Annotated in this window: 10 protein-coding genes; 6 read left to right on the top strand and 4 right to left on the bottom strand. The window is 52.9% G+C overall.

The annotated features are described in order from the left end of the window. The first annotated feature begins 89 nt into the window (after nt 1-89). The 4 genes from IKB43_10400 to IKB43_10385 all read left to right on the top strand — a co-directional run bounded on the left by IKB43_10400 (nt 90) and on the right by IKB43_10385 (nt 5098). Nucleotides 90-1172 (top strand): amino acid ABC transporter ATP-binding protein, encoded by a 1083-nt coding sequence (locus IKB43_10400; GenBank protein MBR2470535.1) that lies wholly within the window; start codon nt 90-92, stop codon nt 1170-1172. A 12-nt stretch (nt 1173-1184) separates the two neighbouring features. After that, entirely contained in the window at nt 1185-2891 is a 1707-nt protein-coding gene (locus IKB43_10395) for an ABC transporter permease subunit (GenBank protein MBR2470534.1), read from the top strand. Between the two features lie 121 nt (nt 2892-3012). Further along, complete coding sequence (locus tag IKB43_10390) at nt 3013-4398, top strand: BamA/TamA family outer membrane protein (GenBank protein ID MBR2470533.1); 1386 nt, start codon at nt 3013-3015, stop codon at nt 4396-4398. A gap of 109 nt (nt 4399-4507) precedes the next feature. Further along, on the top strand, nt 4508-5098 hold the full coding sequence (locus IKB43_10385; GenBank protein ID MBR2470532.1) for an inorganic diphosphatase: 591 nt from the start codon (nt 4508-4510) through the stop codon (nt 5096-5098). Here IKB43_10385 and IKB43_10380 read toward each other — a convergent pair whose 3' ends face one another. The 4 genes from IKB43_10380 to IKB43_10365 form a co-directional block, all read right to left on the bottom strand. After that, the gene (locus IKB43_10380; protein ID MBR2470531.1) at nt 5099-5608 is read right to left on the bottom strand and encodes a RidA family protein; all 510 of its coding nucleotides are present in this window, start codon (nt 5606-5608) and stop codon (nt 5099-5101) included. It lies immediately after the preceding gene. Nucleotides 5609-5738: 130 nt separating this feature from the next. After that, nucleotides 5739-7400: a sodium-dependent transporter gene (locus tag IKB43_10375; GenBank protein ID MBR2470530.1), complete on the bottom strand. Its 1662-nt coding sequence runs from the start codon at nt 7398-7400 to the stop codon at nt 5739-5741. 184 nt (nt 7401-7584) lie between these two features. Further along, nucleotides 7585-9036, bottom strand: coding sequence for a PP2C family protein-serine/threonine phosphatase (locus IKB43_10370; GenBank protein ID MBR2470529.1), 1452 nt, complete (start codon nt 9034-9036; stop codon nt 7585-7587). Between the two features lie 22 nt (nt 9037-9058). Beyond that, on the bottom strand, nt 9059-10768 hold the full coding sequence (locus IKB43_10365; GenBank protein ID MBR2470528.1) for a hypothetical protein: 1710 nt from the start codon (nt 10766-10768) through the stop codon (nt 9059-9061). Between the two features lie 85 nt (nt 10769-10853). On the opposite strand from IKB43_10365, the gene IKB43_10360 reads away from it, so the two are divergent. Both IKB43_10360 and IKB43_10355 read left to right on the top strand, forming a co-directional pair. Beyond that, a complete protein-coding gene (locus IKB43_10360) occupies nt 10854-13736 on the top strand; it encodes an AMP-binding protein (protein ID MBR2470527.1) in 2883 nt (960 codons plus the stop codon). A gap of 205 nt (nt 13737-13941) precedes the next feature. Further along, a complete protein-coding gene (locus IKB43_10355) occupies nt 13942-15684 on the top strand; it encodes a hypothetical protein (protein ID MBR2470526.1) in 1743 nt (580 codons plus the stop codon). Nucleotides 15685-15694 lie beyond the last annotated feature (10 nt).

The raw sequence follows: 15694 nt of genomic DNA, 5'->3' as shown, positions 1-15694 counted from the left end.
TGACACATGTCGGATAAGTTTTAGGGAGGGGAGAGCCCTCCCTTGTCATTATTTATATTTTCATCGAAAAGTGAAATTGTCGAGGGATTATGATTTCAATCCGTCACCTGAAAAAAGTATTCCCTAATGCCACGCCGCTGCTGGACGTGAATGCCGAAATTGAAAAGGGCGACATTATTTCTATTATCGGCCCTTCGGGTACAGGCAAGTCCACGTTCCTTCGCTGTATCAACCGCTTGGAAGATCCGACTGCGGGGGAAATTCTGATTGACGGCAAGTCCATTACGGCACCTTCGGCAGATGTTCCGTCGCTCCGTCGCAAGATGGGCATGGTTTTCCAGAGCTTTAACCTTTTCAACCATTTGACCGTTCTCGAAAATATCATGGTGGCCCAGGTGGACCTACTCCACCGTTCAAAGAAAGAAGCCTATGAGAAGGCCATGGCGCTCCTCCATACGGTAGGCCTTGCGGACAAGGCCCTGAATTTGCCCGAAGAACTTTCCGGTGGGCAGAAACAGCGTGCGGCTATTGCCCGTACCTTGGCCATGGACCCTGAAATTGTACTGTTCGACGAGCCCACCAGTGCCTTGGACCCCACCATGGTGGGGGAGGTCCTTGCGGTTATCCGTAACCTTGCAAAGCAAGGACTGACGATGCTCATCGTTACTCACGAAATGAAATTTGCCCGGGATATTTCTACCCGCGTCTTTTATATGGACCAGGGTGTCATCTACGAGGAAGGGACTCCCGAGCAGATATTTGACAATCCGCAAAAGGACAGGACTCGTCAGTTCATAAGACGTCTTAAGGTTTTCGAAGAGGTAATCTTGCCTTCGACCTTTGATTATATGGGGATGGTGAACAGACTTTATGCTTTCGCAGAGAAGAACCAGGTTTCCAAGAGAATGTCAAGAAACATGCTCTTCGCCTTTGAAGAAATGGTGGCCCAGTCCATTTTGAATAGGCTTTCTGTAACAGAAGAAATCCACATGGTCATGGAATATTCCGGCGAAAGTGACGGCCTGGTGATGAAGGTTGAATATGGAGGCGAGGCCTTAAATCCGCAAGACGGCATGGATGGAGTCTCCCGCAAATTTTTGGAACTGGCTACAAACACCATTGTTCACAATTATTCCGGTGGCAAGAACACCGTGGAACTGCGTATCAGGTAGGGGAGGACAAAGATGCTTCTGAGATTTTTATTCCTTGCCTGCCTGATCCTTTTGGGCTGTAACGAACCCGAAAAGCCGATTCGTTCCACGGACCTATTGAACGATTCCCCCAGTACCGTCTCGGTCCGTGACGAAGGTGAAAAAGTCATGGACACTACGTCGGCAGTTGACTTGAAGGACGTGCCGCCCCAGTTCAGGGACAAGAAGCTCAAGTACAGTTCCATAGCCGAGATGAACAAAAACGAGAATCTGAAACTCGGTATGCAGACGGGTTTCGTTTTCGTTGACAAGGAAACGCGGCGCCTTCTCCCAAAGGCGAAAATAGACTATTACAAATCTACGCCGGACATGGCCTACCTTGTGGCGAACGGTAAGTTGGACGGCTTTATCAACGACGAACCGGTGATTCGTTATGCGGCTTTGGAAAACCCGAATCTTGGCTATATCCATGCGGGTTTCGAACCCATGGATATCGTGGCGGTATTCCCCAAAAAGGAGAAGGGACGCAGTCTTCGTGACGAGTTGAACACCTATATCGAAAAGTACCGTGCATCGGGCCTTCTGGATTCGATTGACAACCTGTGGCTGGGACACGACGAAACGAGAAAGGTCGTGGATTTCCCGAAGGCAAAAGAGGGAAAGCCGACTTTCAAGATGGCGACGAGTGCCATCAATCCGCCGTTTGAATACATTAAGGACGGTAAAGTTGTCGGTTACGAGATGGACTTGATGGCCCGGATTTTTGCAGAGATGGGGTATGGTCTTGAAGTTCACGATGTCGCGTTTGAATCGGTTATTCTCGGTGTCGAAACGGGAATGTATGATTTTGCGGTGGCAACGTTGAGTACAACCCCGGCGTTCAAGGAAAAGAATTTCCTGTCCAATTCGTTCTATGTGTCGGAATGCGTGATGGCAGTGCAGATTCTGGATGAAAAGAATGTGTTGTCGCCTGCGAAAAACGGTGCGGCAAGCGACTCTGCCGCCATTGTCGAAGAAGGCCTGATTACGTCGTTGAAGTCCAGTTTTGTGCGGACTTTCGTCATGGAATCCCGCTGGAAACTGGTGACAAATGGCATCTGGGTGACTGTGTACATTTCCATACTGTCGGCATTGCTCGGTACGGTTCTTGGATTCCTGATTTGCCTGATGCGCCTTTCTAAGATTAGAATTGTAGATGCCATCGCCATTATCTACATCCGCATTTTGCAGGGGACCCCTTCGGTGGTGCTCCTGATGATTCTGTTCTATGTGGTGTTTGCTCGTACGGGAATCGATGGAGTCTGGGTAGCTGTCATTGGTTTTGGCATGAACTTCGGGGCCTATGTTTCCGAGATGATGCGCACGGGAATCGAGGCGGTGGACAAGGGGCAGATGGAAGCGGCCCTTGCCCTGGGTTACACGAAACCCCGTGCTTTCTTCAAGATCGTGTTGCCCCAGGCGGCCAGACACTTTTTGCCGGTGTTCCAGGGCGAGTTCATTTCGCTGGTGAAGATGACTTCGATTGTGGGTTACATCGCCATTCAGGATTTGACCAAGGCTTCCGACATTATCCGTAGCCGCACTTATGAGGCGTTTTTCCCGCTGGTCACGACGGCAATCATCTATTTTGCCATTGCCTGGTTCTTGACACGGGTGCTCACGGCCATGCAGAAACGCCTGGACCCGTCTCGTCGCCGGAACCGACTCCTGCGTCATTCCGGGCTACGCCCCGGAATCTAGGTGAACAATTCACCACACTTTGTCATCCCTGCGCCACACTTTGTCATCCCCGCTGTCATTCTGGAGGGGCGACGCCCCGATAGAATCACGGGGACCTTCCCTAAATTCTACATTTACATCGATGCCTCGCCTTAAAACCACATTCCTTGGTTTGTTAGCCCTTGCGGTGTCCGCAATGGCGGCTCCGGCGGATGCCGATTCCCTCCAGGTGGCTCCGGCAGATTCGTCGTCGGCCCCCACGGTGGCGGCTTGTGTTGACGGTACGGTTATTTCTTCCGTTCGTTTCGAGGGTCTGGAACACACGAACCCCCGCGTGGTCCAGCGGGAACTGTTGAACAAGGCGGGGGAGGCTTTCTCTACCGAAAAGTTCGAGACCGAAAAGCGCCGCCTGCAGGACCTGGATCTGTTTACGGAAATTGAGGTCTCTTGTCGCTCTGCGTCTAATTCCGAATTCCGAATTCCGAATTCCGAATTGACTTACCGCTTCAAGGAAATTTTCCGCTGGATTCCCGCCCCGGCAGGCAAGAAGACCGACCGCGACGGGCTCATGATCGGCCTTGCCCTCGCAAACCTGAACGTGCTGGGTGAGGACATCCGTGCCGAGGTCCAGTACCGCACATCTACCGACCCGTTCCTAGACAATAACGAATACGCCTTCTACGCAAGTTCGCCCTACCTGTTCGGCCAGCCTCTGGGCTGGAACTTGGAGTTCCTCCGTACGGACAGTTACGATGACATTCGCGGTTTCCAGGACGACAGTTGGCTTCTGGACCTGGACTTGGATTACGGAATTACCCCCCATTTGTCCCTGCTTATGACGGTGGCTGGCCGCGAGTTGAAGGATGCCGCTTTCTTGCCTGAATTTGGATTCGGTTTTGCTTTCGATTTCCGTGATAGCAAGCTGGATAGCCGCCGGGGAGTCTATTTTGAATACATGCTGACCCATGTGGGCGAGGGAGATGACCGCGATATCAACTGCAATATCCTGGAAGAGGGCGATTGTGGCGATGGCATGGGTGGCGAGAACTACCGCGAACTTTTGACGGATGCCAGGGCCTATTACACGCTCTGGCGCCTTGTGACGGGGGCGACCGCACTGGTGCGTTACCGCCTGGGCGATGTGGAACGCTACGACTACTACTATCATGGCGGGGCAAATACCTTCCGCGGCCACGAGGCCGATTCCAACTACCTGGGAGTCCACGAAGTGCTATTGACGCTGGAAGAGCGTTTTGTGCTGATGGAACGCCATGCGGCAAGCGTTGCTGGCGTGAACTTCTTCTACGGGGTGCAACTGGTGGCCGGTCTCGACGGGAGCCTCTTATGGGACAAGGGCCGCCCCGGCTGGGACGATTACGAGGGTGCCGTCTATGGGGGAATCCATCTGGTGATTCCCGCCCTGGACCGTATCCGCCTTGAGGTAGGCTACAGCCCCGACAAGGGTGAACCGGTGTTCTACTTCGGCCTCTTCGACAAGGTCACGTCGTCCCGTTGGCGTAGCAGGTAGATGTCTTGGCCTTTTGCGCCTTTACATCTTTTCAGATAAATGCTAAATTTGCGTTACAAAATTGAAAAGAAACAAGAATTGGGCTCAAGGTGGGCCCCTTGGAGTATAAATGGCTATTAATTATCTCGATCTCCCCATCGGACGCAAGTACCCCTACGAAGTGGACTGCGTGGTGGAAATCGGCAAGGACACCAACCTCAAGTACGAATATGACGAGCGCCTGCACGTGTTCCGCCTGGACCGCTGTCTGCTCAGCTCCATGAGCTATCCTTGCACTTACGGATTTATCCCCAGCACCAAGGCCGACGACGGCGATGCCCTGGATATGCTGATTTACAGCCCCGCCTCCATGATGACGGGTTCTGTTTGTACCTGCCGCGTGATTGGAGCACTGGACATGACCGACGGCGGCAAGAAGGACTACAAGGTTCTGGGAGTGCCGGTCTTCAACCCGCGCCCCATCAAGGACATTACCGACGTGGACCAGATGTTCCTCCGCATTACCAAGAACTTTTTCCAGAACTACAAGGAACTGGAAGGCAAGGACGTGCAGATCGGGGACTGGCAGAACGCGGAATTCGCCCGTGAACGGGTGATTGCGGCCCACAGGGCCTACTTCCAGATGCAGGTCCAGGTTCCGGAAACCTGCTACCAGGAACCCGAAAGCGGCGACCACCTGCCTCCGGAAGAGTTGATATAACTATTTCTTCTCAATCCAATGATACCGTCCGCTGTAACTGATTGCCTTGCGGATGGCTTGGAACGTGCAGCTGATTTCGACGGCTGCATTTTTTGGTAGTGCGGCAACGCCTACGGCGGTGCGGGCATGCTTGCCGTTTTCACCCAAGATGCGTACGGCCAGCTCGGAGGCCCCGTTCAGCACGGCGGGCTGCTCGTGGAAGTCGCTTGCAGACTGCACAAAGCCCTGCATCTGCACCAGCATCAGGGTCTCGTCACTTTCCAGGAGCGTTATGGCGGCGGCGATGTTGTTCATTAGGCAAATCTGTGCCGCTTCGGTAGCCTTTTCTACGGAAATGTCCGTAGGCACCGTGCCGCAGAAGTTGGAGAAGTCTCCGTTGATGGAGGGCAACTGCCCAGAGACCACGATGGTATCGCCATAGCGGGTGGCGGGAATGTAGGCCGCCAGCGGGGCCGGGCATTGGGGCAGGGTCAGGCCTAGTTCAGATACTTTCTCTTGAATGTCCTTCACGGTTCTCTCCTTCAAATTCTCGTCAGTTATTTTTTCTTAAAGACCTTAGCGAAACAAAATATACAAAGTCCGATGATGGCGGCCCAGGAGGCTACCATAAAAACTAGTCCGCTTGTAGAAAATTCCATGGTTATGCCTCCTCTTCGTCGTGTTCACCGGCTCGGCCCACAGACTTGGTCTGTTTATGCAAGATGGTGGTGAGTCTTGCAGTACCACCCTGCCTCCAGGCAAAGTAGATGGCAATATTCAAAAGGATTACCAGCGCAAGCAGGAATCCGCGCACGCCCCAGGTAAAGCCAATCTGGGAGAATTCCTGGCCAAGGAAGGTGACTCGTGCATCGGCGGCCACATTGCTCAGCAGCAACACGCCCATGCCGTCGTGGATCATCCATGCTACAAGCACGATGGCAAGGTAAATCGGGCACACGTACATGATGATAGGGCGGAAAAAGCGGGGGAGCTTTAGGGCCGCGCCGTCGTTCATCAGGGCAAAGGCTTCGTTTTCGGGTTTGCCGTCTTCGCCGATGGTCTCGGACTTGCGGCGACCCAGCACAAAGGCAAAAATGAACGCTTGGATGGTGCCGAGCACCACCAGCAAGAAACTACCGCCCCAGAAGTCCAGTTCATCGACGGCACCGGCGGCAAGGCCGAAGATGCCCACCAGGCTACCCAGGAAGGTCACGGTTCCTGTGGCGGCGATGGCCTTTTTGCGGTGGAACTTCAGGTCGTCTTCGCAGAAGCTGATCAGGGGCTGAATGATGGAAATGGCGCTGGTGACGCCTGCGATAAAGAGCATGGCAAACCAGAGGGTCTGGAAAAATCCGCCAAAGGGAAGCTGCCCGAACACGAAGGGCATGGTCTGGAAACCGAGACCGAAGGTGCCCAGCTTGGCGCATTCCTCGATGTTGTTGCCGGCGATGAGCACCGCCATGGGAATCACGATGGTGCCGCCCAAAATAATTTCGGCAAATCCGTTGGTAGCGCCGGCGGTCAGGGACGAAAGCACTAGGTCTTCCTTGGGTTTCAGGTAACTGGCGTAGCAGAACACGATACCCATGCCAAGGCTCATGGTGAAGAACACCTGGCCCGACGCCGCAAGCCACACGGCGGGGTTGAGCATTTCAGAGAAGTTCGGGTTCCACACGAAGGCAAGGCCCTTGCCGATATCGCTTACGGTAAGTACGCGTACCACCAGGATAATGCCCATGATGAGGAGGATGGGCATGGTCACCTTGTTTACCCGCTCGATACCTTTGCGTACGCCGAAGGACAAAAGCCCCATGTTGCAGGCGAAGGTAATCAAGAAGAACAGTATGGCGGCAGGAATGGGGCCTACCTTGGTGTTCAGCATGATGTAGTTGCCGAAGAATTCCTTCATGGGTTCGTAGCCGCCAGCCACAACTTCCATGAGCTTTCCAGTGGCGGAATAGTAGGTGAAGGCCAGAATCCAGGACTGGATAAAGACATAGTAGAAGCTGATGAACAGCGGGGGTAAAAGTCCCAAGGAACCCAGGTGCTTTGCCCAGGGCTTTTTACCGAGAATGTAGTGGAATCCACCCGGTGCGGTACCGTGATGGTGGAGTCCTGCCGCACGGCCAAGGGTCCATTCCATCCATGAAAGAGGAATGCCCAAAAGCAAGAAGGCGATAAGGTAGGGGATGATGAAAGCTCCGCCGCCGTTGGTGGCCGCCTGCACGGGAAAGCGTAAAAAGTTGCCGAGTCCGACGGCAGAACCTGCCACGGCGAGGATTACTCCCAGCTTGGAACCCCAGTTTTCTCTCTTGTTTGACATTTTTGACTATCCTAGTTCCCTGATTTTTAATTTTACAAACTAAAACTTAACTCTTGTTTCCTCAAGCGGATCCTCGCCTGCGCGAGGATGACAATGCTCGTGCCTCGAACCTCTTGTAACCATCACGCCTCACAACTCACAACTCACAACCCACAACTCATTACTAGTCCCTAAATCCTAGGCCCTAGCCCCTTCCCTTATATTTCATCATCAGCATAGTGATGTCGTCGTATTGCGGTTCGCCATCGGCAAAAGCGTCCAGCTCCGCCTTGAGCCCGTGCAGAACACCTTCCAAATCGGTGTCGCGGTTCTTGTTCAGGTATTCCGTCAGGCGTGTCTCGCCGTAGAAATCCTTCTGGTGACAGGCCTCGGTAACGCCATCGGTATAGAGGAAAATGCTGTCGCCTGCCGAGAGGGTGATACTTTCCTGGTAGTATTCGACTTTATCCATGGCAGCCAGGGGCAACTTGCGTTTGGGAGAACGCAAGAACTGGAAATCCTTGCCTCCGATACAAATCAGGGGAGGGTTGTGTCCTGCATTTGAATAATTCAAGACACCCGTTTCCATGTCCAAAACACCGAACCATGCCGTCACGAACATTCCCTCGTCGTCGCTCTTGCTCAGGGAGTGGTTCACCTTGGTGAACACCTTTTCGGGAGACAGCCCCAGCTTGGCCTGGTCCTTGATGAGGGTCTTGGTAATCACCATGAAGAGGGCCGCAGGGACGCCTTTGCCCGAAACGTCGGCCACGACGATACCCACATGGGTCTTGTCGATAAAGAAGAAGTCGTAAAAGTCACCGCCCACCTCTTTAGCAGGGTCCATGGTAGCAAAGATTTCTACGGATTCCGATGAGGGGAAATTGTGGGGGAGCATGCTTATCTGGATAGAGTTCCCCATCTTCAGTTCCGATTCCACGGCGGCCTTCTTGCTGGAAATGTCCGCCTGGATAAGCACCATGGTCTGCATCCGCTTTGTGGTGTTGTAGCAGACATAGATGATGGCCAAGAGGAACACCAGGTTACTGTCGATACAGTAGAAGAAGTTGTTGATGTTGTAGTCCACCAGGAATTGGTGCAGGGCTTCCCCTTGCAGCTGGCTGATGGCGTCGGCAATGGCCGCGTCCATGGTGCTGGTGATGGTAATGATGGTTCCTGGAACAAAGGAGACCATGTTGATGTCCGGAAGCCCGTAAATAGAAGACAGGAACTTAGAAACGATATAGGCGATAGTTGTCACTATCGATACGTTCAGGGTCACTTTTTTCAGGTAGTAGCGGCAGCTCAGCACGATGGGAATGGCAAACAGGAGCTCCACGCCGTAGGAGTAGATGACCGTGTAGAGGCTGATGGCCAAAAGTAGAGCCACGAGGCCCACGTACTTGGTAAACTTCTTTTGGTTCAGGCGCCTGATGGCAAACATCATGGCGATAAACAAGGCGGTCTGTAGCCCAAAGAAGAAAATCCCCCACGTGGCGGGAACATCGAAGACGCCGGTAATGGAGCAGATGGCGATGACGAGGTAGATAAACGCCAAGATGCCGAAAGAACCTGCAATGAGGTTGTTGGCCTTCCATTCGTTTTCTTCGAACAACGCCTGGGTGGATTCACTGAATTTTATTTTTTTGTGGGCCATACCAAGTCCATAATCTAACTGCTTACAGGGGTAATATAATAAAATTCCGGTTGTAGCTCGTGGTGGTTATGTTTTTCTTGTCTTCCTGGTTTATCATGATGTTTTTCAGGACAAACCCCCGGAAAGAAGAGGTGGCGCTTATTTCGCTCGTGATGTCGAAAATCTTTCCGTTGTCCCTGAAAATCATCTGCACGTGCTTGCCTACAACAATGGTGAGTTCGGACAAGAGAACCTTGGGTGCATTGTAGTCTATCAGGAACATGTAAATCTCTTCTATGATCAGCAGGGCCTTGGTGATGTTCTTGCTTGAAACGCCTTCCTGGGTCAGGATTTCCCGGACTTTCTGTTGGATGCTCATGGTATTCTCAGTGGTGACCACGAAGTCAAAGGAATAATGGTGCTTTTCGGATTCATCCAGGAACAAGGGGAATTTCTTTCCCTTGAAACGTAACAGGGACAGCAGTGTGCCAATGATGAGGGTAAGAAACGGTGCCAGGGAAAGCCCCACCCACACGCCCGAAAAGCCAAGCATAGCCCCGAAGGCAAACACGCATAGGACAGGCATCAGCAAATCCTTGAGAGCGCAGATGGTAAGGCTGTGGCCGATGGACTGTCGCACCAAGAAATAGGAGGTGAAAAGGAAAAGCAGGGCAGTGCAACACAGGGTAGGGCAGACCATCCAGAGGGCCTTGGTGGAAAGTTCCTGCAATAGGGGAGATTCGATATTGAAGGCGCTGGGAATCATTGGGGCGAAAATGGCTAGAATCAGGGTGAAGATCAGCCCTTCTGCCAGTGCGGCCTTTATGGAAATTTTCATGACCTTCCGCACGCCCTCGGGATTCTTTTCACCATGGTAAACGTTGGCAAGGGGCGTCATGGCCTGGCCGATTCCGTCAAAGATGATGGTCAACTGGATAACGCTTGTCACGAGCGTCAGTACCGGCAGGTTGAATTCGCCATAGTTGAAAATAACGTACTTGTTCAGGATAAAGGTCTGTAGCCCCACAAGCAGGTAGAGGCTTGCATCGACAATGCTGTATTTCAGGGTGACGGCGAGGAGCTTGAAGCTGAAATGGAATCTGGGCCTGAGGGAGTTGGACTTGCGAAAGAAATGAAGGCACAGGGCAAGTATGGCCCCTAGGGTGCCGACCAGTGCCCCGACGCCGATGCCGGAGATTCCCATGTTCGTGCATGCCGCGACGGAAACGGTAATGCCCCCGACGAGCAGAAGCACATTTGAAAGGTAACTGCAGGCCGCGTCCCCGTCCATGAGCACCATGTCCGAAAGCAAAAAATAGACGGGGTAGAGCATCAGCACGTACCGGTAGTAGCAGAAACAGTCTTGTGCGTACTGGGTGATTTCTGGACTTAGGTTAAGGTAGTTCAGGTAAATTTCGAAACAGGCGCCGGAAGCGAAGTAGGTAATGGCCGAAAGCACTACAGAAACCAGGAGGCTCTGCCCAAAGACCTTGTCCGCTCCCGACTTGTCCGTTTCGCCTATCTTGTAGGTGTAGACATAGCAGGTGCCGATACTTACGATATCGGCAATCCCGATAAAGAAATTGAGCAGGGGGGTAAAGACATTCCAGGCAGACAGGGCCCTTTCGTCAAGTACGTTTCCGACAATGGCCGCATTGGAAAGAATGACCACGATGGGAATGATCATGCCTACGGTGGAGGCTCCCAGCAGGGTCTTGAATCTTTCTTCGCAAAAAATCTTGTTACGGCTCATAAATGTCGCAGAATCGTTACTCTCGATAACATCAAATTATTATTTTCGGAGGTGTTCCCTGGTGCAAAAATTCATAAAACACCCCATGATGGACTTTTTTAAAGCTTTTTTCGAGAATGTGGAGCGAATGCCCGATGCCGTTGCCGTGTCGGACGCGGAAAAGTCCCTTACCTACGCCGAACTAGACGCCCTTTCGGGGCGGGTACTTGATTACCTCGAAAGGGAAAACGTGGGTGCCGAAGAGGTGGTTCTTGTAAAAATTTCCAGGAGCGCATTCCATTACGCCTGCCTTCTCGGGGTCTGGAAAGCGGGGGCCGTCTTTGCAGGAATCGAGACGGGGGAGCCTGTTGAGCGGGAAAAGTTCATCCGTGAAGATTTGAAGCCCAGGCTTGTCCTTGACGATGCCCTTCTTGAAAGGATTTTCGGTGAGAGGGCCTCGGGTTCCGCTACTTCTGGGACTTTGGGCAGGTGCCGCCCCAGAAATTTGCACGACGGTGCTTTTTTCGTCTATACTTCGGGCTCTACGGGGCATCCCAAGGGGATTCTCCATGAATACGGCTCCGTAGAGCTGATGGTGCCTACCAACGTGCGGAACGCATCCGGCGAAAAAATGGTGGAACCTGGGCACAGGGTGGCAGTCATTGCGTCCTTGAATTATCTGCCGGCCTTTTTCCTTTTTGCCTGGGCGGTGAGCTCCGGAGCCTCGGTTGCGGTGGTTCCTTATGCCGTTTCCAAGAACCCGGTTGTAATGCAGAACTATATGGCGGAGCAGGGGATAACCACCCTTTTTGTTACGCCCACCTACATAAAGCTTTTCAAGGAGTTTCCGCCCAGTGTCTGCCGGATAATCGTGGCGGCAGAAATTATCCGCGACCTTTATCTGGAAAATGTGGAACTTTACGCCATGTACGGCATGAGCGAAACTGGTTCCATGCCCACGGCCTTCAAGATAGACCGCTCCTACGAAAACACGCCCATCGGCAAGCCCTATGGCGGCATGGAGGTGGATGTTTGTGAGGGAGAGTTGCGGGTGAAAAACCCTTATGTCCGCTGCTATGTGAACATGCCGGCCGAATCAGCAGAAACCTTCAGGGAAGGCTGGATTTACACCGGCGATATGGTACGGGAGCTCCCTGACGGGAACATGGTGATTGTAGGCCGCAAGAATGACATGGTAAAGATTGACGGGAACCGTGTAGAACCCGGCGAGATTGAATCGGCACTCAGGAGGGTGCTGGGACTTTCTTGGGCGTGCGTCAAGATTTTCAAGGATGCTTCGGGCAAGGCGACCATTTGCGCCTACTATACCGACGATGTGGATATCGACTATGAATCTGTCTTTGCGGAACTTTCCAGATTTTTGCCCCATTACATGCTGCCCAACCATTTTGTGCACTTGGACAGTGTCCCCAGAAACAGCAACGGAAAGCTGGACAAGCTCGCCCTGCAGTGCCCTGCCGAAGAGGCGTCTCACGCTCCCTACAGTGCCCCTGAAACAGATGGCGAAAAACGCTTGTGTGCTGCGTTCAAGACGGTATTGGATGTAGCCTACGTGGGAGCCGACGACGACTTTTTTGCCTTGGGAGGATCTTCCATCACGACTATGGAGGCCATTGTCGCCTCAAACATGGCTGGGCTGGAAATGTCCGACGTGTATTCGGGACGAACCCCCCGGAAAATAGCGGCACTTTGGCAGAAGCGGAAGTTGTCGGTTTCTGCGGAAAAGCCCGTCACTTCGCCGGCGGCAGGAATTTACCCGCTGCTTCCCACCCAGCAGTATATATGGAATTTCCAGCAGCGTGCGGTGGATTCCACCATGTATAACATCTACGCGTTGTTCGCCCTGAAAGAATCCGTGGACTTGGAACGGCTTGGTTCGGCCCTTTCACAGGCGGTGCTTAGCCACAGGGCTTTGCTTACCCGCTTTGAAAAGACGGCGAATGGGGAGATTTTTCAGCGGATTGGTGATGTGAAAATCGGAGACGTGGCCATCCCGGTAGAGCAAATTTCTGAAGCAGAATTTGTCAAGTTGAAAGAAGCCCTGGTTTGCTCCTTTGACCTGCTTAAGGACAGGCTTTTCCGCATAAGGATTTTCAAGACCGAAAAGGGGGCGTTCCTCTTTACCGATTTCCATCACATCGTTTTTGACGGAACCTCCATCCACGCTTTTTTACGGGATGTGGAAAGGCTTTATGACGGCGGTAAGCCAGAAGACGATGGCTACGAGGAAATTCTGTTAAAGCGCCTAGATTTGCCCAATTCTCCGGAATTCCGTGCCGCCCTGGAGCGCTTTGATGCCTTGTTCGGCACGGGAACGTGGGATTGTTGCCCCAAGACAGATTCCGAGTCTTCGGATTTGTCCGAAGATATAATGATTTCGGAATTGGAGCTTGAACGCACCAGGTTAGAATCCTTCTGTGCCCAGGTCAAGATTGGCCTAAGCGCATTCTTTATCGCGGTCACCTTGAAGGCCATGGCCCGCTACAATCAGGCCCGCAATGTCCTGATAAACTGGATTTACAGGGACAGGGACGATGTGCGGGAATCCAGGGCGGTGGGAGCCCTTTATTCTTCGCTTCCGGTGGGTGCCGATGCTTCGTTGGGGGATCTTGATTTTCTGCGGGAGGTCCACCGCCAGGTGCAGCAGAACATTGCCAATCCGACTTGCCAATACACTCTTTACAAGAATCAAAACCGACCCCATGACAGCCTGTGCGTCCTTTATCAGGGGAACATCCGCAATGCGAGTGGCGGAAGTTCCCTCATTAAGCGTAGGCTTGAAATCAAGCGCCCCAAAGCCAAAAATCAGAGCATCTTTGACCTGGAAATTTTGGACGCAAGAGATCGTTTTGCTCTCATGTTCGACTACGATAGCGACAGGTACAATCGGGCAAGCATCAAGTCGTTTATGGCCCTGTGGAAGTCACAGGCCCGCGAATTTGTTGAAAACGCGTCTTCTGGCGTGTGATTTTCCTCAATTTGCCAAACATTTCGGTGCTTTTGACGAACAAAAAAAAGCAAAAATGTATTCTAGAGCACATTTGTGTGTGGGGCTTGTTTTAATTTGTGACAAATGTAAGAAAAAATTATACATTCTGAATAGAAGTTTAACGTCCTTGCACAAGACTAAGAAAATGAACTGTTTGCATAAATCCATCGCGTTATTGTGCGCAATGACCGTGTCCGTTTTGGCCGCAGAAGGGGAGGCATTACCTGCCCAGACGCCGCCTGCTGAAGAATCCGTTGTAGAATCCGCTCAAGCCGAGGCCGCCCCTGCAGAATCATCCGTAGAACCTGTCGCCGAAGCGGCAGCGGAACCTGCAGCCGAGACGCCGGCCCCTGCTGAATCCGTAGAACCCGCGCCTGCCGAGACACCTGTGGAAGCAACCGTCGCGGAACCTGCTCAGGCAGCTGCCCCGCAACCTGCGGTTGCAACGGCTCCTGTTGAACCTGCGAAGGCTCCTGCCGAGCCCCAGGGCGCACAGTCTGCCTCTATCTTTGTGCAGGACCCTGCGGTATTCCACCAGCGGGAGGCGGAACTTGAAAAATTGAAGAAGTCGCTACAAGGCAAGAACGAGGGCCTAGACTCTCTGCTCCTGGAAGCGAGCCAGATTGCCAAGAAAAACGACCAGTGCGCTACCATCAGTATCAACGACGTGATGGGGGATGAGTGCTGGACTTTCTACCGGGTGGAGCTCCCTGCCTTTGAAGAACGCTATATGCGGGTTACCGGCGAGGTTCGTCTTGGTCACATGGAAATGGCCCGTGGCCTGGAAGACCGCAAGTTGCAGATTGAGGCCTGCACAGAGGCCCTTTACAGTTTTGCCCAGAGCAAGGATCAGTTCTTGAACCTGCAGGGCGGCGTTTTCTTGGAACCCTTGAGCAGTGGTTTCCAGGCCAATTACGACTTTACCCTTCAATACGAGCCCAACCACCGCAAGCATTCCTTTGAAATCGCCCAGAAGTGGGGCGAGACCTGTCGCGAGATGGTGGTCCGCCAGGATGGGGAGGGCTTTGCGCCTTTCTTCCTGGAAAAACTCCAGGCATTGAATGCCGAACTTGCCAAGAACGGCTCCCTGGCGGTTTACAAGACCGACACCACCGCAGCTCCGGTGATTTACATGGATATTGCGAGGCCGGTGCGCAGCGCCTACTACCTGAACGGGGTCAAGTTGTTCCACAGCCGTATTAGTGGCGGTCCTGCAAGCGAGAGTAATGTCCGTATCAAGTTTGAGAAGGGGCGTGTCAGTGTCGATGGTGAACCCGTGGTCATGAAACGGGGCAAGCCCCAGACCTTCAAGGGTTCCGTGGAGTACAAGGAAAAGGCCACCTCCATGAATGGTCGCTGGATTTGGGAAAACCAGGGCAATAACGACGGAGTGGATTTTGGACCCGAAGAAGACGAGGCTGTTCTGGACAGCATCTACGCGGCAGAACAGGCCGCGAAGGTTGCCGAACTGGAAAAACGCCGGGGTGCTCATATTTCGCCTTGGGTAGGTATCACTGCGGCCTTTGCCCAGTTTAGTGACAAGAATTACAAGGCTTTTGAATTGGATGAAAATGCGCTGATGATTATGCCTGACCTGGTGGCAACTCTAAGACTTGCTTACGGGTTTGGCGACTTGGGCGAGAGCCGTATTTCTCTGGGTGCAGGCGTCTATGTGGGGGCTGGCCTCGGTGACGGAAAACTCCAGCGCGTCTATGTGGCTCCCGTGGGGCAGTTCCACTTTGACTACAACAACTTCGGCTTGCGTGAAACTGCCGTTATCGCCATTCCCGAAAGTGATTCCGAGGAATGGATGCAGTTCCGTACGGGCCTTTTCTACAGCTTTGGGAACCTGGGTATAGAGTTGGGACATGACTTTGTGACGAACCTTGGGCAGGGCGGCTATATCACGCTGTTCTGGGAGATGTAGGGGGGTGACT

It is taken from the genome of Fibrobacter sp., assembly GCA_017503015.1.
Classification (GTDB): Bacteria; Fibrobacterota; Fibrobacteria; order Fibrobacterales; family Fibrobacteraceae; genus Fibrobacter.
This window is presented reverse-complemented; position numbering and strand designations above follow the sequence as displayed.

Bases quoted from the DNA above. Each gene is read 5' to 3' on its own strand.
- IKB43_10360 (MBR2470527.1), top strand. From the start codon at position 10,854: ATGATGGACTTTTTTAAAGCTTTTTTCGAGAATGTGGAGCGAATGCCC.
- IKB43_10395 (MBR2470534.1), top strand. From the start codon at position 1,185: ATGCTTCTGAGATTTTTATTCCTTGCCTGCCTGATCCTTTTGGGCTGT.
- IKB43_10390 (MBR2470533.1), top strand. From the start codon at position 3,013: ATGCCTCGCCTTAAAACCACATTCCTTGGTTTGTTAGCCCTTGCGGTG.
- IKB43_10375 (MBR2470530.1), bottom strand. From the start codon at position 7,400: ATGTCAAACAAGAGAGAAAACTGGGGTTCCAAGCTGGGAGTAATCCTC.
- IKB43_10355 (MBR2470526.1), top strand. From the start codon at position 13,942: ATGACCGTGTCCGTTTTGGCCGCAGAAGGGGAGGCATTACCTGCCCAG.
- IKB43_10365 (MBR2470528.1), bottom strand. From the start codon at position 10,768: ATGAGCCGTAACAAGATTTTTTGCGAAGAAAGATTCAAGACCCTGCTG.
- IKB43_10370 (MBR2470529.1), bottom strand. From the start codon at position 9,036: ATGGCCCACAAAAAAATAAAATTCAGTGAATCCACCCAGGCGTTGTTC.
- IKB43_10400 (MBR2470535.1), top strand. From the start codon at position 90: ATGATTTCAATCCGTCACCTGAAAAAAGTATTCCCTAATGCCACGCCG.
- IKB43_10385 (MBR2470532.1), top strand. From the start codon at position 4,508: ATGGCTATTAATTATCTCGATCTCCCCATCGGACGCAAGTACCCCTAC.